Annotated in this window: 19 protein-coding genes; 15 read left to right on the forward strand and 4 right to left on the reverse strand. The window is 70.1% G+C overall.

Going from position 1 to position 19,623, the window contains the following annotated elements; translation table 11 throughout:
* The first annotated feature begins 89 nt into the window (after positions 1–89).
* The 11 genes from bchC to crtI all read left to right on the forward strand — a co-directional run bounded on the left by bchC (position 90) and on the right by crtI (position 10,692).
* Positions 90–1,019 carry a chlorophyll synthesis pathway protein BchC gene (gene bchC, locus JTN19_RS06080; RefSeq protein WP_206931021.1) on the forward strand — a complete coding sequence of 310 codons (930 nt, stop codon included), beginning with the start codon at positions 90–92 and terminating at the stop codon, positions 1,017–1,019.
* Complete coding sequence (locus JTN19_RS06085) at positions 1,016–1,996, forward strand: chlorophyllide a reductase iron protein subunit X (RefSeq protein ID WP_206931022.1); 981 nt, start codon at positions 1,016–1,018, stop codon at positions 1,994–1,996. Before bchC ends, JTN19_RS06085 begins: the two co-directional genes overlap by 4 nt.
* 3 nt (positions 1,997–1,999) lie before the next feature.
* Positions 2,000–3,499: a chlorophyllide a reductase subunit Y gene (gene bchY, locus JTN19_RS06090; protein ID WP_206931023.1), complete on the forward strand. Its 1,500-nt coding sequence runs from the start codon at positions 2,000–2,002 to the stop codon at positions 3,497–3,499.
* A 4-nt stretch (positions 3,500–3,503) separates the two neighbouring features.
* Positions 3,504–4,943, forward strand: a complete 1,440-nt coding sequence (gene bchZ / locus JTN19_RS06095; protein WP_206931024.1) for a chlorophyllide a reductase subunit Z — start codon at positions 3,504–3,506, stop codon at positions 4,941–4,943.
* Positions 4,944–5,079: 136 nt separating this feature from the next.
* Complete coding sequence (locus JTN19_RS06100) at positions 5,080–5,268, forward strand: M14 family metallopeptidase (RefSeq protein ID WP_191084599.1); 189 nt, start codon at positions 5,080–5,082, stop codon at positions 5,266–5,268.
* A gap of 63 nt (positions 5,269–5,331) precedes the next feature.
* Positions 5,332–5,529 (forward strand): light-harvesting antenna LH1, alpha subunit, encoded by a 198-nt coding sequence (gene pufA / locus JTN19_RS06105; RefSeq protein ID WP_191084598.1) that lies wholly within the window; start codon positions 5,332–5,334, stop codon positions 5,527–5,529.
* A 119-nt stretch (positions 5,530–5,648) separates the two neighbouring features.
* Positions 5,649–6,473: a photosynthetic reaction center subunit L gene (gene pufL, locus JTN19_RS06110; protein WP_206931025.1), complete on the forward strand. Its 825-nt coding sequence runs from the start codon at positions 5,649–5,651 to the stop codon at positions 6,471–6,473.
* A gap of 15 nt (positions 6,474–6,488) precedes the next feature.
* Positions 6,489–7,445, forward strand: coding sequence for a photosynthetic reaction center subunit M (gene pufM, locus JTN19_RS06115; RefSeq protein ID WP_206931026.1), 957 nt, complete (start codon positions 6,489–6,491; stop codon positions 7,443–7,445).
* 13 nt (positions 7,446–7,458) lie between these two features.
* Positions 7,459–8,598: a photosynthetic reaction center cytochrome PufC gene (gene pufC, locus JTN19_RS06120; protein WP_206931027.1), complete on the forward strand. Its 1,140-nt coding sequence runs from the start codon at positions 7,459–7,461 to the stop codon at positions 8,596–8,598.
* Positions 8,599–8,666: 68 nt separating this feature from the next.
* Positions 8,667–9,104 carry a YqaA family protein gene (locus tag JTN19_RS06125; protein ID WP_206931028.1) on the forward strand — a complete coding sequence of 146 codons (438 nt, stop codon included), beginning with the start codon at positions 8,667–8,669 and terminating at the stop codon, positions 9,102–9,104.
* 70 nt (positions 9,105–9,174) lie between these two features.
* A complete protein-coding gene (gene crtI, locus JTN19_RS06130) occupies positions 9,175–10,692 on the forward strand; it encodes a phytoene desaturase family protein (RefSeq protein ID WP_206931029.1) in 1,518 nt (505 codons plus the stop codon).
* Here crtI and crtD read toward each other — a convergent pair.
* Together crtD and JTN19_RS06140 are read right to left on the reverse strand one after the other, a co-directional pair.
* Positions 10,674–12,167 carry a 1-hydroxycarotenoid 3,4-desaturase CrtD gene (gene crtD / locus JTN19_RS06135; RefSeq protein ID WP_206931030.1) on the reverse strand — a complete coding sequence of 498 codons (1,494 nt, stop codon included), beginning with the start codon at positions 12,165–12,167 and terminating at the stop codon, positions 10,674–10,676. The two genes, crtI and crtD, sit on opposite strands and share 19 nt — an antisense overlap.
* A gap of 25 nt (positions 12,168–12,192) precedes the next feature.
* Positions 12,193–12,957: a hypothetical protein gene (locus tag JTN19_RS06140; protein WP_206931031.1), complete on the reverse strand. Its 765-nt coding sequence runs from the start codon at positions 12,955–12,957 to the stop codon at positions 12,193–12,195.
* A gap of 51 nt (positions 12,958–13,008) precedes the next feature.
* Between JTN19_RS06140 and JTN19_RS06145 the strand changes: the two genes are divergently transcribed.
* From JTN19_RS06145 to JTN19_RS06155, 3 genes are read left to right on the forward strand one after another with little or no spacing between them, the layout of a single operon-like run.
* Complete coding sequence (locus JTN19_RS06145; RefSeq protein ID WP_206931032.1) at positions 13,009–14,385, forward strand: cytochrome P450; 1,377 nt, start codon at positions 13,009–13,011, stop codon at positions 14,383–14,385.
* Entirely contained in the window at positions 14,382–15,530 is a 1,149-nt protein-coding gene (locus JTN19_RS06150; protein ID WP_206931033.1) for an ATP-grasp domain-containing protein, read from the forward strand. The genes JTN19_RS06145 and JTN19_RS06150 overlap by 4 nt, the downstream gene beginning before the upstream one ends.
* On the forward strand, positions 15,527–15,967 hold the full coding sequence (locus JTN19_RS06155) for a GNAT family N-acetyltransferase (protein WP_206931034.1): 441 nt from the start codon (positions 15,527–15,529) through the stop codon (positions 15,965–15,967). Before JTN19_RS06150 ends, JTN19_RS06155 begins: the two co-directional genes overlap by 4 nt.
* Here JTN19_RS06155 and JTN19_RS06160 read toward each other — a convergent pair.
* Positions 15,964–16,893 carry a carotenoid 1,2-hydratase gene (locus JTN19_RS06160; protein ID WP_242530911.1) on the reverse strand — a complete coding sequence of 310 codons (930 nt, stop codon included), beginning with the start codon at positions 16,891–16,893 and terminating at the stop codon, positions 15,964–15,966. The genes JTN19_RS06155 and JTN19_RS06160 overlap by 4 nt on opposite strands.
* Positions 16,890–18,335 (reverse strand): phytoene desaturase family protein, encoded by a 1,446-nt coding sequence (locus tag JTN19_RS06165; protein ID WP_340643286.1) that lies wholly within the window; start codon positions 18,333–18,335, stop codon positions 16,890–16,892. The genes JTN19_RS06160 and JTN19_RS06165 overlap by 4 nt, the downstream gene beginning before the upstream one ends.
* Positions 18,336–18,466: 131 nt before the next feature.
* Between JTN19_RS06165 and JTN19_RS06170 the strand changes: the two genes are divergently transcribed.
* Positions 18,467–19,609, forward strand: coding sequence for a methyltransferase (locus tag JTN19_RS06170; protein ID WP_206931036.1), 1,143 nt, complete (start codon positions 18,467–18,469; stop codon positions 19,607–19,609).
* Positions 19,610–19,623 lie beyond the last annotated feature (14 nt).

Consider the following 19,623-nt stretch of genomic DNA (forward strand, 5'->3'; position numbering starts at 1 on the left):
GCCACCATGGGTATATGTCCATTTTACTTGACACCTGTCATCGTCACCTTACAGTGACCCTGCATCTTCCTGGGGGAAGTCCCGTCCAAATGGACACGATCGCCGTCATCCTGACCGAGCCGGAAAACCTGCGGCTGCAGCGTGTGGGCCTCGTCGCGCCGGGGGACGAGGATGTGGTCGTGGATGTCGAGTGGTCCGGCATCTCCACCGGCACGGAAAAGCTCCTCTACACCGGCCGCATGCCGAACTTCCCCGGCATGGGCTATCCGCTGGTGCCCGGCTATGAGAGCGTGGGCCGCGTGGTGCAGGCGGGCCCGGCCTCGGGCCAGGCGGTGGGCTCGCGGGTATTCATCCCCGGCTCGCGCGGGTTCCGGGACGTGCGGGGGTTGTTCGGCGGCGCGGCCGGCCGCCTCGTCTCCTCCGGCAAGCGCGTCGTGCCCGTGGGCGAGGAGCTGGGTGAGCGCGCGGTGCTGCTGGCGCTGGCCGCCACCGCCTACCACGCCATTGCCGAACACCCGCCCGAGCTCATCATCGGCCATGGCGTGCTGGGCCGGCTGCTCGCGCGCATCACGCTGGCCATGGGTGCCCCCGCGCCGGTGGTGTGGGAGAGCAGCCCCGAGCGTGCCGATGACGCGCGGGGCTACCAGGTGCTCGACGCCGACCGGGACGGGCGCCGCGACTACGGCCGCATCTGCGACGCGAGCGGCGATGCGAACATCCTGGACCTGCTGATCGGCCGGCTGCGCTCCGGCGGCGAGATCACGCTGGCAGGCTTCTACGACCGCCTCTCCTTCGCCTTCGCCCCCGCCTTCATGCGCGAGGCGCGCATTCGCATCGCCGCCGAGTGGCACCCGAACGACATGGCGGCGCTGAACGCGCTGATCGCGTCCGGGAAGCTCTCGCTGGACGGTCTCATCACCCATCGGGAACCCGCGGAGTCGGCGCCCGATGCCTATCGCACCGCCTTCGGCGATGCGCGCTGCCTGAAGATGATTCTTGATTGGAGGAAGTTCGAATGAACGCTGTGTCCGGGAACATGCAGCCTTCGTCTTCCGCCGACGCCGCCTCGATCGAGGCGCCGCCGGCCGTGAAGCAAACCCAGATCATCGCGATCTATGGCAAGGGGGGCATCGGGAAGTCCTTCACCCTCGCGAACCTCAGCTACATGATGGCGCAGCAGGGCAAGCGCGTGCTGCTCATCGGCTGCGACCCCAAGAGCGACACCACCTCGCTGCTGTTCGGCGGGCGCTCCTGCCCCACCATCATCGAGACCTCCTCCAAGAAGAAGGCGGCCGGTGAGCAGGTGCAGATCGGCGATGTCTGCTTCAAGCGCGACGGCGTCTTCGCGATGGAGCTGGGCGGGCCGGAAGTGGGCCGCGGCTGCGGCGGCCGCGGCATCATCCATGGCTTCGAGCTGCTGGAGAAGCTGGGCTTCCACCAGTGGGATTTCGACTACGTGCTGCTCGACTTCCTGGGCGACGTGGTGTGCGGCGGCTTCGGCCTGCCGATCGCGCGCGACATGTGCCAGAAGGTGATCGTGGTCGGCTCGAACGACCTGCAGTCGCTCTATGTCGCGAACAATGTCTGCTCGGCGGTGGACTACTTCCGCAAGCTGGGCGGCAATGTCGGCGTCGCGGGCCTCGTCATCAACAAGGATGACGGCACGGGCGAGGCGCAGGCCTTCGCGGACGCCGTGGGCATCCCTGTCCTGGCCGCCATCCCCGCCGATGACGACATCCGCCGCAAGAGTGCCAATTACGAGATCGTGGGCACGCCAGGCGGTCCATGGGCCTCGCTGTTCGAAGCGCTCGGCGTGCAGGTGGCGGAAGCGCCCCCGCTGCGCCCCAACCCGCTGACCCACGAGAACCTGCTGAACCTGTTCAAGGGCGATGCGGTGGGCCGTGGCGTGGTGCTCGACCCCGCCACCATGGAGGACATGTGTGGCAGCGAAGTGCTGAACAAGCCCTCCCTCGAAGTGGTCTACGAGGGGGTCTGAGGCATGGACGCCCTCCCCCCACGCGCGACGGAAGGCTCCGGCTGCCATGGTGGCCGCGAGACGCTGGACGCCGCCGCCCGCGCCGCCGGCAAGACTGCGGTGATGGACCAGTTGATGGCCGACTACCCGCGCGGCCCGCATGACCAGCCGCAGAGCATGTGCCCCGCCTTCGGGTCCTTGCGCGTGGGGCTGCGCATGCGGCGCGTGGCGACCATCCTCTCGGGCAGCGCCTGCTGCGTCTATGGGCTGACCTTCACGAGCCACTTCTACGGCGCGAAGCGCACCGTGGGCTATGTGCCCTTCAACTCCGAGACGCTGGTCACGGGCAAGCTGTTCGAGGACATCCGCGAGGCGGTGCACGAGATCGCGAAGCCCGAGGATTACGACGCGGTCGTCATCACGAATCTCTGCGTGCCCACCGCCTCGGGCGTGCCGCTGGAACTCCTGCCGAAGGAGATCAACGGCGTGCGGATCATCGGCATTGACGTGCCGGGCTTCGGCGTGCCGACCCATGCGGAAGCCAAGGACGTGCTGGCCGGTGCCATGCTGCGCTACGCCCGCAACGAGGCCGAGGCCGGCCCCGTCGCGCGCCCGCGCAACCTGACCGACGCACGCCGCATCACGCTGATCGGCGAACTCTTTCCCGCCGACCCGGTGGGCATCGGCCAGATCCTCGCACCCATGGGCCTGGCCGCCGGCGCGCAGGCGCCCTGCCGCGAATGGCGCGACATGTATGCCGCGCTGGACTGCGCCGCCGTCGCCGCCCTGCACCCCTTCTACACGGCGAGCGTGCGCGAGTTCCGTGCGGCCGGTCGCCAGGTGGTGGGCTCGGGCCCCGTGGGCGTGGACGGCACGGCCGACTGGATCGAGGCCATCGGGCTCGCCGCCGACGTGCCCTCCGCCCAGCGCGAAGCCGCGCGCCAGGCGGTGATCCCCGCCATCCGCGGCGTGCTGGCGAAGAACAGCGTGAACGCGCGCATCACCGTCTCGGGCTATGAGGGCAGTGAGCTGCTCGTGGCCCGCCTGCTGATCGAGGCCGGCGCCGAGGTGCCCTATGTTGGCACCGCCTGCCCGCGCACCGAATGGTCCGCGGCCGATGCCGACTGGCTGAAGGCCCATGGCTGCCACGTGCAGTACCGCGCGAGCCTGGAGCAGGATTTGGCCGCGATGAAGGAGGCCAAGCCGGACCTGGCGCTCGGCACCACGCCGCTGGTGCAGAAGGCGAAGGAGATGGGCACGCCCGCCCTCTACTTCACCAACATGGTGAGCGCGCGGCCGCTCTTCGGCATCGCGGGCGCGGCCTCCATGGCCGGCATCGTGGCCGCGCAGACGCGCGGGCGCGAGCGCTTCGGCCGCATGGTGAGCTTCTTCGAGGGCGTCGGCACGCCGGACGGCGCGGGCTACGGCTTCCGCGAGAAGCCGACCGACCCGCCCGGCTTCCGCGAGCGCCAGCGCAAGCTGCGCGCGGCGAAGGCCAAGGCCGAAGAAGCGGTGGGGAGCTGACGCCATGCTCGTCCTCGACCATGACCGCGCCGGCGGCTACTGGGGTGCCATCTACGCCTTCGCCGCGGTGCGCGGGATGCGCGTGGTGATCGACGGCCCGGTGGGCTGCGAGAACCTGCCCGTGACGGCGGTGCTGCACTACACCGACGCGCTGCCGCCGCATGAGCTGCCCATCGTGGTCACGGGCCTCGATGAGGAAAGCCTCAGCCAGAACGGCACCGAGCCCAACATGCGCCGCGCGGCCGCCACGCAGGACCCCGACCTGCCCGCCGTGGTGGTGACGGGCTCCATCGCCGAGATGATCGGCGGCGGCGTGACACCGCAGGGCAGCAACCTGCAGCGCTTCATCTGCCGCACGATCGACGAGGATCAGTGGCAGGCGGCGGACCGCGCCATCATGTGGCTCTGGACCGAGTTCGGCGCGCGGGGGCGCAAGGTGCGCGCGCGCAACCCGAAGCTCGGCCCCACGCCGCGGGTGAACATCATCGGGCCCATCTACGGCACCTTCAACATGCCCTCCGACCTCGCGGAAATCCGCCGCCTGGTGGAGGGCATCGGCTGCGAGGTGAACCTGGTCTTCCCGCTGGGCTCCCATGTGGAGGACATCGCGAAGCTGCCGGACGCGGATGTGAACATCTGCCTCTACCGCGAGTTCGGCCGGAAGCTCTGCGAGGAGCTGGAGCGCCCCTACCTCCAGGCGCCCATCGGCATGTTCGCGACCACGAATTTCCTGCGCAAGCTGGGCGAACTCACAGGCCTCGACCCCGAGCCCTTCATCGAGCGCGAGAAGCACACCACGCTGAAGCCGCTGTGGGATCTGTGGCGTTCGGTGACGCAGGACTTCTTCGCCTCGGCGCCCTATTCCGTGGTGGCGACGCACACCTACACGCATGGGCTGACGCAGTTCCTCACCGAGGAGATGGGCATCCCCTGCGCCTATTCCGCCAGCCGCCAGGCGGGCCAGAAGCCCGACAACGCGGCCACGCGCGAGGCGATGAAGTCCCCGGGCCTAGTCGTCTTCGGCAGCTTCAACGAGCGCATGTACATGGCCGAGGCCGGGCAGAAGGCGGCCTACATCCCGGCGAGCTTCCCGGGCGCGATCATCCGCCGCGCCACTGGCACGCCCTTCATGGGCTATGCGGGGGCGACCTACATCGTCCAGGAATACTGCAACGCGCTGTTCGACGCGCTGTTCCACATCCTTCCGCTGGGCACCGAGCTCGACAAGATCGCGGCGACGCCCGCGCGCGCCTCCGACGTGTGGGAGGAGGCGGCGCAGGCGCTGCTCGATGCGCGTGTGGAGCGCGAGCCCTTCCTCATCCGCATCTCGGCCGCCAAGCGCCTGCGCGAGCAGGTGGAGCAGGCGGCGCGCGATGCCGGAGAGCCGCGTGTGACGCTGGAGCGCGCGCGCACCATCCTCTCGCCAGAGATGCAGCCGGCATGACCGCGCATCCGGCCCAACCCCCTGCCCGCCCGGCCCCGCCGGGAAGACAGATGTGCCGGGCGGTCCTCGCCCTGCACGACCCTGCTGCGCGGGATTTGCGCGGTAACCGGCCGCAAGGTCGTATGGAGGTCAACACATGGCCGAAGTGATTGCTAGGGCAGGTCTGACCGAGCCCGAAGCGCGTGAAGTCCACCGCCTCGTCATGCAGGGCTGGATCTTCTCGGTTTTCGCCTCGATGGGCGCGCACATCCTGGTGTGGATGTGGCGGCCGCTCGTCTACGGCAGCCAGGTGGTTCCGCCCGACTGGCGCTTCTTCATCAACTGAGGCGCGCAGGCTGCCCGTCCGCGGGCGGCCTGCACCTCACGTTCTCATTCAGGAGACCAACACATGCATAAGATCTGGATGGTGGCGAACCCGCTCCGTCTCGGCATGCTGGGCGCCGTCGGCGTCATCGGCATCGCGGCGGTGATCCACTTCGTGGTCCTCAGCTCGCCCCGTTACTGCGACCACCTCGGCTGGTGCTCGGAAAGCCTCGCCTACACGGCGGGTCAGCCCGTGGCCCGTACGCCCGCCGGCGTCCGGTAGGCACAGGCCGTGTCGCTCCACGGCAGTGGGCGAAGCAAGCGCAGCGGGCGTCGCCCGCTGTCGCGGATGACGACACACAGGGGCAGGTTCCGCGCCTGCCATGACAGGAGCATCAAGCCATGGCGATGCTGACTTTCGAAGCCAAATACCGTGTCCGGGGAGGCACCCTCGTCGGGGGGAACCTGTTCGATTTCTGGGTGGGTCCCTTCTACGTGGGCTTCTTCGGCCTCACGACCTTCTTCTTCTCGCTGGTGGGCACGGCCCTGATCCTCTACGGCGCGGCCATCGGCGGCACGTGGAATCCGTGGCTGATCAACATAGCACCTCCGGACCTTCGCTATGGCCTGGGCCTTGCTCCGCTGCGCGAGGGCGGGTTGTGGCAGATGATCACCATCTGCGCGATCGGCGCCTTCGTGTCCTGGGCACTCCGCCAGGCCGAGATCTCGCGCAAGCTCGGCATGGGGATGCACATCCCCTGGGCCTACAGCATGGCGGTCTTCGCCTACATCACCCTGGTGGTCATCCGCCCGGTGCTGATGGGTGCCTGGGGGCATGCCTTCCCCTACGGGATTTTCAGCCACCTCGATTGGGTGAGCAACGTCGGCTACCAGTACCTGCACTTCCACTACAACCCGGCGCACATGATCGCGGTGACGTTCTTCTTCACCACGACGCTGGCGCTGTCGCTCCATGCCTCGCTGGTGCTCGCCGCCATCAACCCCAAGAAGGGTGAGACGGTGAAGACCGCCGAGCACGAGAACACCTTCTACCGCGACTTCATCGGCTACTCGATCGGCACGCTGGGCATCCATCGCCTCGGCCTGTTCATCGCGCTGTCGGCGGGGTTCTGGAGCGCGGTGTGCATCGTGATCAGCGGCCCCTTCTGGACCCGCGGCTGGCCCGAATGGTGGAACTGGTGGCTTCAGCTGCCGATCTGGAACTGAGGGAGGGACGCGACGATGGAATACCAATTTATCTTCACGCGGATCCAGCCGAAGGGCGTCTCCTATCCCGGCGTGCCGCTGCCGCGCGACAATGAGGTGCGCGTTGCACGGCCAGGCCATTCCCGCCTGCTGGGCCTGATCGCCGACGCGCAGATCGGGCCCTTCTACCTGGGTTGGCTCGGCATCCTGTCGGTGGCCTGCGGCTTCATCGCCTTCGAGATCATCGGCCTGAACATGCTGGCCTCGGTGAACTGGAACGTGGTGGAGTTCATCCGCCTGCTGCCCTGGCTGGCGCTGGAGCCCCCTGGCCCGCAATGGGGGCTGCGCATCCCGCCGCTGAACCAGGGCGGCTGGTGGCTGATGGCCGGCTTCTTCCTGACAGCCTCCGTGCTGCTCTGGCTCGCGCGGACCTGGCGCCGGGCGGACCAGCTGGGGCTCGGCCAGCACACCTTCTGGGCCTTCGCGGCGGCCATCTGGCTCTTCCTGGTGCTGGGCTTCCTGCGCCCGCTCTGGATGGGCTCCTGGAGCGAGGCGGTGCCCTTCGGCATCTTCCCGCACCTGGATTGGACGGCCGCCTTCTCCATCCGCTACGGGAACCTCTTCTACAACCCGTTCCACGCGCTCTCGATCGTGTTCCTCTACGGCTCCGTGCTGCTGTTCGCGATGCACGGCGCCACGATCCTGGCCGTGGCCCGCTTCGGCGGTGAGCGCGAGGTGGACCAGGCCATGGACCGCGGCACCGCCGCCGAACGCGCCGGCATCTTCTGGCGCTGGACCATGGGCTTCAACGCCACCTACGAGAGCATCCACCGCTGGGCCTGGTGGTTCGCGGTGCTGACGCCACTGACCGGCGGCATCGGCATCCTGCTCACCGGCACGGTCGTGGACAACTGGTACCTTTGGGCGATCGAGAAGCGCTTCGCGCCGGCCTACCCGGCCGTGTGGGGCCCGATCATCGACCCGACGCGCTGAGGGAGGAGAACAAATGAAGCCCGAGTTCTTCAGGAAGTTCAACTTCCTCTTCGGGACCGCGGTGGTGGCTCTTGCCGCCGCGGCCTTCCTGGTCGTCACCTTCGAGCGGCCCACGGTCGAGACGGTGCAGTCCGGCTTCCGCGGCACTTCCATGGGGCAGGTCTACAACACCCGCACCCTGGCCGCGGTGCAGGCTCGCAACGTGGTGCCGGAGATGGACGAGGCCATTCCCAATGATCCCGAAAGCCCCCGGGCCTCCGAGGTCTACGAGAACGTGCAGATCCTGGGCCACCTGAGCGTGGAGCAGTTCGGCCGGATCATGCTCGCGATGAGCGAGTGGATCTATCCGAACGCCGAGGACCCCGCGCAGAGCTGCAATGGCTGCCACGTCCCCGGCAACTTCGCGTCCGAGGACATCTACACCAAGCACGTGGCGCGGCGAATGCTGCAGATGGTGCACACCATCAACACCACCTACAGCAACCACGTAAACGCGAATGGCGAAGTGGGCGTGACCTGCTACACCTGCCACCGTGGCCAGGCCGTGCCGGCCGCCGTGTGGTCGCAGGAGCCTTCCAACGCCGCGCCCTCGCGCATGTGGGCGGTGGCGGGCGAGCAGAACCGGCCCGTCTCGGCCACCGGCTACGCCACCCTGCCGACCGACCCCTTCACCCCCTACCTCTGGGGTGACGAGGAAATCCGGGTGATCTCGGGCTCCGCGCGCGAACGGAACAACAACCAGAGCATCCTGCAGACCGAATGGACCTATGGGCTGATGATGCACATGTCCACGTCGCTCGGCGTGAACTGCACCTTCTGCCACAACAGCCGTTCCTTCGCCTCCTGGGACAGCAGCACGCCGCAGCGCGTGACCGCCTGGCACGGGATCCGGATGGTGCGCGCCATCAACAACGACTACATCGAGAGCCTGCGGGACCGCTTCCCGCCCAACCGCCTCGGCCCGCTGGGCGACACGCTGAAGGTGAACTGCTCCACCTGCCACCTGGGCGTCTACCAGCCGCTCTATGGTGCGCCGATGCTGCGGAACTACCCGGAGCTGATCCTGCCCACCCAGACCTCGGCCCCCGCGGCGGACCCCTCGGCCCCCGTGCAGCCGGCCGCGGCACCCGCACCGGCGCCCGCGCTCAACTGAGCCGGACGCCGTGCTAGACCAGGGGGGCGGAGGGCGCAGGCCTTCCGCCCCTTTCCTTTGTGGTGCCGATGACGACCTTCCTTGCCCTGCTCAGCCTGTTCTTCGTGGCGCTGGGCGCCGCCTCGCTGCTGCCCATGGCGTCCGAGCCCGTGCTGGTCGGCATGCTGCTGGCGTCCGACATCGAACCCTGGCTGCTGGTCGCGGTGGCGAGCCTCGGCAACACGCTGGGCTCCGTCATCAACTACGTGCTGGGGCGGCTGGTGGAGCGCTTCCGCCACCGGCGCTGGTTTCCCGCGAGCGAGGCTTCGCTCGACCGCGCCCAGGCCTGGTATCACCGCTGGGGCCGCTGGTCGCTGCTGCTGAGCTGGGCGCCCATCATCGGCGACCCGTTGACGGTGGTGGCGGGCATCATGCGCGAACCGCTCTGGAGCTTCGTGCTGCTCGTCGCCATCGCGAAGACCGGGCGCTATGTCGTGCTCGCGCTCATCACGCTCGGCTTCGTCTGAAAGCCGCGCTTTCCCTTGGCCTCCGCGCGCGTGATGCGCGATGATGGCGCGCTTGCAGGAACACGCCACGATGAACGTCATCTCCTCCCCGCCCCGCCCTGAGGCCGTCGTGATCGGCGCGGGCTTTGGCGGGCTCGCGGCCGCGGTGCGGCTGCTGGCGCGTGGCTTCCGCGTGACGCTGGTCGAGAAGCTCGATGCGCCAGGCGGCCGCGCCTACACCTTCCGCCAGGACGGGCATGTCTTCGACGCCGGCCCCACCATCATCACGGCGCCCTACCTGCTGGAGGAGCTGTGGGCGCTGCACGGCGAACGCATGCAGGACGCGGTGGATTTGCGCGCGATAGACCCCTTCTACGTGATCCGCTTCGACGACGGCACCGAGTTCCGCGCCAGCGCCGATGTGGAGAAGATGCGCGCCGAGGTGGCGCGCCTGGCGCCCGAGGATGTGGCAGGCTTTGACCGGCATATCGCCGCCAGCAAGGCCATCTACGACGTGGCCTTCGCCGAACTCGCCGACCGCCCCTTCCACCGCTTCACGACCATGCTGCGCGCCATCCCGGACATGGTGCGGCTGCAGGGCTATCGCTCAGTCTTCGGCAAGGTCGCCTCGAACTTCAAGAACCACAAGATGCGGGTGGCCTTCAGCTTTCACCCGCTGCTGATCGGCGGCAATCCGCTCAGCACCACGGCCTATTACTGCCTCATCGCGCATCTGGAGAAGCTGCACGGCGTCCACTACGCCATGGGCGGCACGGGGGCGATCGTGCAGGCGCTGTGCGACCTGATCACGCGCCAGGGCGGCAGCTTGCGCATGAACAGCGAGGTGGCCGAGATCACGACGCAGGATGGCGCCGTCAGCGGCGTGCGCCTGATGTCGGGCGAGGTGCTGGCGGCCGATGTCGTCGTTTCCAACGCCGATCCGGCCTGGACCTATGGCAAGCTGATGGGGGCCGCGAAGCGCCGGCGCTGGACGGACGCGAAGCTCTCGCGCGCCGCCTACTCCATGGGGCTTTTCGTCTGGTATTTCGGCACCGATCGCCGTTTCGACGACGTCTATCACCACACGATGGTGCTGGGCCCGCGCTATGAAGGGCTGCTGCGCGACATCTTCTCCCGCAAGAAGCTGACTGAGGACTTCTCGCTGTATCTGCACCGCCCGACGGCGAACGACCCCTCGCTGGCGCCGGAAGGCCGCGACAGCTTCTATGTCCTCTCGCCCGTGCCCAATCTCGGCAGCGGCACCGACTGGGCGCGCGAAGCTCAGCCCTATCGCGACCGCGTGCTGAAGCGGCTGGAGGAGACGGTGCTGCCCGGCCTCGGCCGCCACATCACGACCGAACGCATCCTGACGCCGCTCGACTTCCAGCACCGCCTGAACGCGCGCGACGGCGCGGCCTTCGCCATGGAGCCGCAGTTGTTCCAATCCGCCTGGTTCCGCCCGCACAATGTCAGCGAGGAGGCGCGCAACCTCTTCCTGGTGGGCGCCGGCACGCATCCGGGCGCGGGGGTTCCGGGCGTGGTGGCCTCGGCGCGCGTGCTGGACCAGGTGGTGCCGGACGCGGCCAGTTTTCAGCGCGCGCGGGCCTGAAGGCCCAGGCCCTGCACGGGGCGCGGGCGGCCCGCGCGGTCTTCCAGCAGCCGCGCCGCCGCAAGCCGCCCGGACATGGCCGCCATGGGAATGCCCGGCCCCGGATGCACGGAGCCGCCGGCGAGATACAGGCCAGGCAACGGTCCACGCGCGCCCAGCCGCGCGAAGCTGCCCGCCATGCCGTGATTGGCGCGGCCATAGAGCGCGCCGCCGGTCGCGGGAAACACTGCGTGAAAGCCCTCCGGCGTGGTGGCGACCATGCCCTCGCGTTCCACCTCCAGGCCGCAGGCGCGCAGCAGGGCGAAGGCGCGGGCTTCCTCGGCCGAGGCGTCGAAGCGCGCCACATCGCCATCGGGCGGCGCGTTGACCAGCACCAGCAGGCGTTCGGGCGCGCCGGGTGCGGGCGCCTCGCCCACCGCGCCGCGATCCTGCGCGCAGATGTAGACGGTGGGCGCCTCGGCCACGCGGCGGCGCTTGAACACCGCGTCGAATTCGGCGGCGTAATCCTCGGCGAAGAAGACGTTGTGGTGCGCGAGGTCGAAGCCGGAGGTCGGCGCGTTCACGCACCAGGTGATGGCGGAGAGGGAACGCTTCGCGCGCGGCGTGGCCTCGCCCCGCGCACCCAGCGCGGGCAGCGCCGAGACGTCGCCGTTGAACACCACCGCATCGGCGCGCAGTTCCTCCCCGCCCGCCAGCCGCACGCCGGCCGCACGCCCGCCCTCGATCAGCACGCGCTCCACCCGCGCGTTGAAGCGGAAACCGGCCCCCTGCCCCTCGGCCAGCCCATGCAGCGCCAGCGCCACGGCGCGCATGCCGCCCTTCACCTGCCAGACGCCATCCTGCTCCACATGCGCCACCAGCATCAGCGTGGCGGGCGCGAGGAAGGGCGAGGAACCCACATAGGTCGCATAGCGCGCAAAGAGCTGCCGCAGCCGCACGTCGCGGAAATGCACGCCCAGTGCCGAATGCAGCGTGCGCATCGGCATGGTGCGCCACAGCGCACGCAGGTCGCCCACACGCCGCACCAGGTCGAGCATGGAAGGCCGCTCGGAGGCGATGAAGGGCCCGACCAGCGTGTCGTGGATGGTGGCGCTCCGTGCGCAGAAATCGCGATAGCCCTGGGCGTCGGCGGGCGAGGCGAAGGCCGCGATGGCCTCGGCCGAGCGTTCGATGTCGGCGAAGAGGTCGAGCCGCCCGCCCGTCCGCCAGGCATGGCGCGCCAGCAGGTCCGACGCCGCGATGGTCAGGTGGTCCGTGAGGCGCTGCCCGGCATCGGCGAACAGCCCCTCGAAGATCCAGCGCATGGTGAAGACGGTGGGGCCCGCATCCACGCCGCGGCCAGCCACCTCCACATGGCGCATCTTCCCGCCGGGTGAGGCGGCGGCCTCCAGCACCGTCACCTCGCAGCCCTGCCGCGCCAGGTCCGTGGCGGCGGCGAGCCCGCCCATCCCGGCCCCTACGACAATGACGCGCATGGTCAGGGGAACATCCCGCGCATCGTCACGCGACGGCCGCCGCCGCCGCGCGCCGGGCCCGCAGGCCCAGGTCAATCTTCCGCCGGTGCCAGATGATCAGCCCCACGCCGATGACCAGCGGCACCGCCCACATGGCCGGGTGCAGCGCCAGCCAAGGCAGCACCCGCACCGAGCCGAAGGCGAAGAAGGCGGTGTAGACGCTGATGCCCGCGCCCACGAGGCCCTTCAGGTGCTCCTTCAGCCAGTCCATCTGGCCCGGGCGCGGGTTCAGGATGAAATACATGTTCGTGCCGAAGGTGGCGAAGCCCACCAGCGCGATGCCCACCATCAGCGGCTGGCCGATCAGCCAGCCATCCAGCGCGCAGGCGAAGGCGGCGGCCAGCAGCAGCCATTGCAGCGCCAGGTTCAGGGCCGAGCGGTTGGCCGCATGGTTGCGCCGGTTCCACACGCAGAGCCAGCCATACCAGACCAGGTTCACGGTCAGGATGGCGTTGTGCAGCATCATCCAGCCGAAGATGCCGCGGATGAACTCGGCGTCGAACATGCCCACCAGGTGCGGGTGGGTGCCCAGCGGGTCCAGCAGGGTGAGGATGCTCATTCCCACGGCGAAGACGCCCGTGATCAGGAGACAGGTGTTGAACACCTTGCCCCAGGATTTGTGCTTCGCCCCGCCCTTCTTGCCCGCGATCGGCACCCAGAAGGCGATGGCGCCGATGCTGCCGGTGACGATGTGCAGCGCCACCAGGGTGTGAAAGAGATCCATGCGCGTGGCCCAGCCCTTCTCGGCCATGACAATGCCACTTGACAGTTTTGGCTGTAAAGCGCGGCAATGAGTCTACCGATGAACAGCGTCTTCACCCCGCCCAAGCCCACCTCCTTCGCGGCGCTGGTGGCCCTGCTCCGCGTGGTCCTGCGGGGCGATGGCGACCTGCTCTCCCTGCTGCCGGCCTCGGCCTACCGCACCGAGATCGGCCACCTCGGCTGGTCCCGTCGGCAGACCGTGATCGTGAACCGCCCCGACCAGGTGCGCCGCGTGCTCTCCGACCCCGAGGGCATCTTCCCCAAGAGCGACCTGATGGTGGAGGCGCTGGACCCGCTGATCGGCGACAGCATCTTCGTCTCCTCCGGCGCCACCTGGAAGCGCCAGCGTCGGATGATCGACCCCTCGCTCAGCATGATGCGGGTGAACAACGCCTATCCCGACATGGTGGCGGGCTGCGAGGCGGCGGAACACACGCTGGACCAGGCGGCCCGCGACGGCACGCGCCTGTCCCTGGACCTCGCCATGAGCCACCTGACGGCCGACATCATCTGTCGCACGGTGTTCTCCACGAACCTCCAGCACCAGGCCGCGCACGACGTCTTCGAGGCCTTCACCCTGTTCGAGCGCAGCGTGGCGCAGGTGGAGATCAAGCGCCTCATCTTCGACCCGGCCTGGACCCGCGCGCCGCAAAAGCCCGAGGTGCTGGAGGCCTGCGCGACCATCCGATCGCATCTGGCCGCGCTGATCGACACCCATGTAGGCGAGGATGCCGCCCGCTTCGATGACATCGCGACCGCGGTGCTTGGCGCGCGCGACCCGGAGACCGACGCGCCCTTCACCCGGGAGGAGCTGATCGACCAGCTGGGCGTGCTGTTCCTCGCCGGCCACGAGACCTCCGCCAGCGCGCTGACCTGGGTGTTTTATCTGCTGGCGACGCATCCGGCGCTGGTGGCGCGCCTGCGCGCCGAAGTGCAGGAAGTCTGCGGCGACGGGCCGGTGGAGTTCGAGCACACCAAACGCCTGCCCTTCGTGCGAAACATCTTCAGGGAAACGCTGCGCCTCTACCCGCCCATCACCTTCCTGCCCCGCATCGCCCAGGAGGCGACCACCATCGGCGACCTCAAGGTGCGGCGCGGCGCGCTGGTCATGGTCGCGCCCTGGGTGCTGCACCGCCATGCGCGCTACTGGAAGCGCCCGCATGAGTTCGACGCCGACCGCTTCAGCCCCGAGCGCGAGGGCGAGATCACGCCCGGCACCTACATCCCCTTCGGCCAGGGCCCGCGCGTCTGCGCGGGTGCCGCCTTCGCCACGACCGAGGCCGTGCTGCTCATCGCGCGCCTCTTCCGCCGCTTCGACTTCCACATCGAGGCGCCGGAGCGCGTGCGCCCCGCCGCCCGCCTCACCACCCGCCCCACCGAGCAAATCTTCTGCACCGTGAGCCGCGCGGGCGGATGAGCGCGCCCACCATCCTGCTGACGCCCACCATCCTGCTGACGCTGGGGCGGCTGCCCAAGGGGCTGGACGTGGCGCGGTCCTTCGCGGCCGCCGGCTGCCGCGTGGTGGTGGCGGAACCCTTCTCGCGCCACCTGGTCGGTGCCTCGCGCGCGGTGGCGAAATCGGTGGTGGTGCGGCCACCCAGCCTGGGCAAGCGCGCCTATCTGGAAGACCTGGCGCGGGTGGTGCGCGAGGAGGGGGTGGACTGGGTCATCCCCATCTCGGAGGAGACGATGCACGTCACCTTCCTGCGCGAGCTGTTGCCGGACCATGTGACGATCTTCACGCCGCCGCCCGCGGCGCTGCTGAAGCTCTACGACAAGCACGGCTTCACCCACCTCTGCGCCGAATACGGCGTGCGCGCACCGGAGACGCACCGCCTCGGCACGCCCGAGGCCAAGGCGCTGGCGGCCGCGCACAAGGTGGTGGTGAAGCCCCTCCATTCCTGCGCCGGCCGCGGCGTGCGGGTGCTGGAGGCCGGCGCGCCCCTGCCCGCCGATGACGTGCCCTGCGTGGTGCAGCGCTTCGTGGAAGGGCAGATCTTCTCCTCCTGCGCCATCGCGCGGGAGGGGCGCATCCTGGGCAACATCCTCTACCGCGGCGCGATGTTCCAGGGCTCTGTGGCCATCGTCTTCGAACGCGTGGAGGACCAGCGCCTCACCGACTGGATCACGCGCTTCGTCGCGGCCTCCGGCCACACCGGCTTCATCTCCTTCGACCTGATCCAGGATGCGGCGGGCGAGGTCTGGGGCATCGAGTGCAACCCGCGCACCACCTCCGGCATCCACTTCTTCGACAACCCCACCATCGCCCGCGCCGTGCTGGAGGGCGCCCCCGCCACGCCGCGCGCGGAGCGACGGTTGCAGCAATTTTACTCGGTGCTGACGGCGCTCTCGGGCGTGATGTTCCGGCGCGGCTACTTCGCGGTGCTGCGGCAACTGCTCGGCACGAAGGACGTCACCTTCGACGCGAGCGACCCCATGCCCGCGCTGACCATGATCTGGACCACCTGGCCCATCATCCGCCTCGCCATGCGGAAGGGCGTGCCCTTCGGCGAGGTGGCGACGCTGGATGTGGGTTGGTTCGAGGGGGAGGAAGCCCCTTGAGGCCCGCGGTGCCGCAGGACGCGCCGGCCCTCACCGCGCTCTTCCTGGCCGCACGCCGCGCCGCCATGCCCTGGCTGCCGGAACTCTACAGCCAGGCGCAGACGCTTCAGTGGATGGAGGCGATGGTGCTGCCGCAGAGCCGGGTGTTCGTGGCCGATGACGAGGCGGGTGTGCCGGCCGGCTTCGCCGCGCTGACGCCAGGCCACCTCGACCACCTCTATGTCGCCCCCGCCGCGCAGGGGCGCGGCCTCGGCGACGCGTTGTTGCACGCGGCCAAGGCGGCCAGCCCGGCGGGGCTGACCTTGCACGTCTTCCAGCGCAACACGCCCGCGCGGCGCTTCTATGCGCGTCGCGGCTTCCACCTCCTTGCCCTGCGCGACGGCCAGGAGAATGAGGAGCGGGAGCCGGACGCAATCTACGCCTGGAGGCCCGGCTAACCCAGCGCCCGCGGCACCTTCCACGGCAGCATCGCGTACATGGCCGGGTTCTTGAAGCGGTCCAGCTCCAGGCTTTCATGCACCGCCGTCGTCTCCTGCCCCAGCAGCGTCGTGCGGATTTCGGAGCGGGAATAGAAGGGTGTGTCCTCCAATGTCCGCACGATGCGGGCATGGCCTGTCTCGGAGCGCGTGGGCCGGCGGATGCGCCACAGGGTGCGTGGCATGGTCGCCGGCGGCGGCACGGCGATGTCCAGCACCGCGCCGTCATCCGTCGCCTTCAGGGCCAGGGATTGCTTGGAGCCGTCGCGCCGTTCCGCGTTGTAGAGGATGGCCGTGGCGTCGTGCATCGGCGCGCGGCACCAGTCCCACTCGCGGAAATCCTCCTCAAGCGGCGCGGCGCCGTGGTTGGTGTCGAAATAGGCGGGGCCGGACCAGCGCAGGCCGGGGCTTGTCAGTTCCACCTCCACGCGCGAACGCGGGGCGATGGGCTGCCAGCGGTGCCGCCCATGCGTGTCCAGCGTGAACTCCCGCGTGCCCAGCGCGCGCGGCCGCACGCGCACCGTGCCGGTCAGCCGCGAGGGGATGGGGGCCGTGACCTCGTTGATGTGGATGGTCAGCGTCTCGCCATCCCAGTCGAGGCGCGAGGGGCCGATCTGCAGGTGATCCGGCCCGCGCGAAAGCGCGCCGCTGCGCCGGTCCGTCATCGCCCAGCGACGCGGCTTGCCGTAGAGCGCGACGTTCAGGCAGCAATGGTTGCGCGGGTCGGCGGCACCACGCCGGTGCGCGGCCGCGTACCAGGGCGAGAACACCGTGCCGATGAAGGCGATGAGGGTGATGCCATGCGCCCCGTCATCGGACAGCGCGTCCACATACCACCAGGCATAGCCGCGCTCGGGCACGTGCCGGTCGAACTCCCAACCTCTCATCTTTGCTCCTCAAGAATGGCCTCGGCGGCGAAGCGCCCCGAGAGTGCCGCCATGGCGAGCCCCGCGCCAGGATGGGTGCCGCCGCCCGCCAGGAACAGCCCGGGCAGGCGCGTGGCCGCGCGCGGGCGTTCGAAGGCGGCGTTCCAGCCCTGCATGGCCGGGCCGTAGAGGGCGCCGCCCGTGCCGGGGAACAGCGCCTCGTAATCGGCGGGGGTGGTGGCGTGGCGCTGCGTGACCTCCAGCGCGAAACCCGCCGCCGCAAGCTGCGCGAGGCGCGATCGCGTCAGCGCCGCCAGGTCCGGCACCGCGGCCGCGCCGCGCGCAGGGGCGGTGAGGTTGAGCTGAAACCCCTCCTCGCCGCCCGGCGCCGCGCCGTCATCGCCGCGGTCGAGCGCGGTCAGGTGCAGGGTGGAGGCGGCGGGCAGCCGGGCGCGGAAATCCAGCGCGGCATATTCCCCCCCCGGCGCCGGGAAGACCACGTTGGTGGGTAGCGCGGGACGGCCGGTGACGCGCCCGCGCAGCAACCAGGTCACGGCCGAGAAGGAACGCTGGCGGGGCGGCACCGGGGCCACCGCCCCCGCCGCCGCCGCGCCGAACAGCCCCGCGCCGAGAGCCGCGAGATCGGCGTTGATCACCACCGCATCGGCCGCGCGTTCTTCGCCATCCGCGAGGCGCAGTCCGGCGGCGCGCCCGCCCGACACCAGCACCTCGGCCACGGGGGTGTCACAGCGCAACGTCACGCCCATGCCCTCCGCCACGCGCGCCAGGGCGGCCGCCAGGCGGTGCGCGCCCCCCGCGATGCGCCACACGCCCTCCTGCTCCACCGCCGCCACCATCATCAACGTCGCCGGCGCGCGCAGCGGCGAGGCACCCACATAGGCCGCGTAGCCGCCGAACAATTGCCGCAGCCGGGCGTCGCGGAAATGCTTGCCCAGCGCGTCATCCAGCCGCGCGAAGGGCGAAAGGCCGAGCAGCCGCGCCATGCCGAGCTCCGCCGCCAGCCCCAGCGCGGTGGGCCGCGCGCGTTGCAGGAAGGCGGCGTCCAGCGCGGCCCGCACCCGTCGCGCATGGGCCATGAAGTCGCGATAGCCGCGCGCCTCGGCCGCGCCCGCGAAAACGCCGATGGCGTCGGCGTTGCGGGCCTCGTCGCGGTGCAGGTCGAGCGTGCCGCCATCGGGCCAGACATGACGGCCGAGGGATTGCGCCTCGGCCAGGTCCAGATGCGCGTCGAGCGAGGTGCCGCCCAGGGCGAACAGCGCCTCGAAGACCGGGCGCAGCGTGAGCTGCGTGGGCCCGGCATCCATCGCGACGCCGCCCAGTTCCACCGCGCGCAGCTTGCCGCCCGGCACCGCCGCCCGTTCGAAGACCGACACGGCACAGCCACGCGCGGCGAGATGGATGGAAGCCGCCAGCCCCCCCACCCCGGCCCCCACGATGGCCACGCACCTGTCCCGCCCGGTCATCTCCCGAGTGACCCCTTCCCGGCCGTGATTGTCAATCCATCCTGACAATGCTGGTGACAGGGCGGCGCGCTGGTCTATCCTCCCCGCATGAAGACCGCAGGAAGTTTCGCATGAGCGACCAGGTGGCCGAAGCCCCGCTTGCCCTTTCGCTGCGGGACCGATTCCTCGCCTTCCGGGACCGCATGGTCTCCAGCGCGCGGTTCCGCGCCTGGGCGGCGCGCTTCCCGCTGACGCGTCCGCTCGCGCGGCGCCGCGCGCGGGCGCTGTTCGACCTCAATGCGGGCTTCGTCTACTCGCAGATCCTGACGGCCTGCGTGCGGCTGCGGGTCTTCGACGCGCTGCGCGAAGGGCCGCGCTCCGTGCCGTGGCTGGCCGGGAGGCTGTCTCTCTCCACCGACGCCACGCTGCGGCTGATGGAGGCGGCGGCCGCGCTCGACCTGGTCGAGGCGCGCGGCGCGGGCCGCTACGGCCTGGGCTCGCTCGGGGCCGCGCTGGTGGACAATGCGGGCGTGGTCGCGATGGTGGAGCATCATGCCATGCTCTACGCGGACCTGGCCGACCCCGTGGCGCTGCTACGCAACCCGCGCGGGGGCACCAGGCTCGCGGCCTATTGGGCCTATGCGGGCAATGACGGGGCGGCCGCGCTCGACCCCGGCGCGGTCGGCGAATACAGCGCGCTGATGGCGGCCTCCCAGCCCATGATCGCGGCCGAGATCCTGGGCGCCTACCCGCTGACGAAGCATCGCTGCCTGTTGGATGTGGGCGGCGGCGAGGGCGCCTTCCTCGCCGCCGCCGGCCACAGCGCGCCCCACCTGCGCCTGATGCTGTTCGACCTGCCCGCCGTGGCCGAGCGCGCCCGCGCGCGGCTGGCCGCCGAGGGCCTGTCCGACCGTGCCACCACCCATGGCGGCAGCTTCCACACCGATGCGCTGCCCGAGGGCGCGGACGTCATCTCCCTCGTGCGCGTCATCCACGACCATGACGATGACGCCGCGGCCGGCATCCTCGCCCGCGCGCACGCCGCCCTGCCGCCAGGCGGCACACTGCTGCTGGCCGAGCCGATGTCCGGCACGCCCGGCGCCGAGCCCATCGGCGAGGCCTATTTCGGCTTCTATCTGCTGGCCATGGGGCGAGGCCGGCCGCGCCGGATGGAGGAGTTGCAGGCCATGCTGGCGCGGGCCGGCTTCGCGCACTCCCGCCCCGTCCGCACCCGCACCCCCATGCTGACCAGCCTGCTGGTGGCGACGAAGTAGCGCGGCATTGCCCA

The sequence above is a fragment of the Roseococcus thiosulfatophilus genome (genome assembly GCF_017311575.1).
Lineage (GTDB): Bacteria > Pseudomonadota > Alphaproteobacteria > Acetobacterales > Acetobacteraceae > Roseococcus > Roseococcus thiosulfatophilus.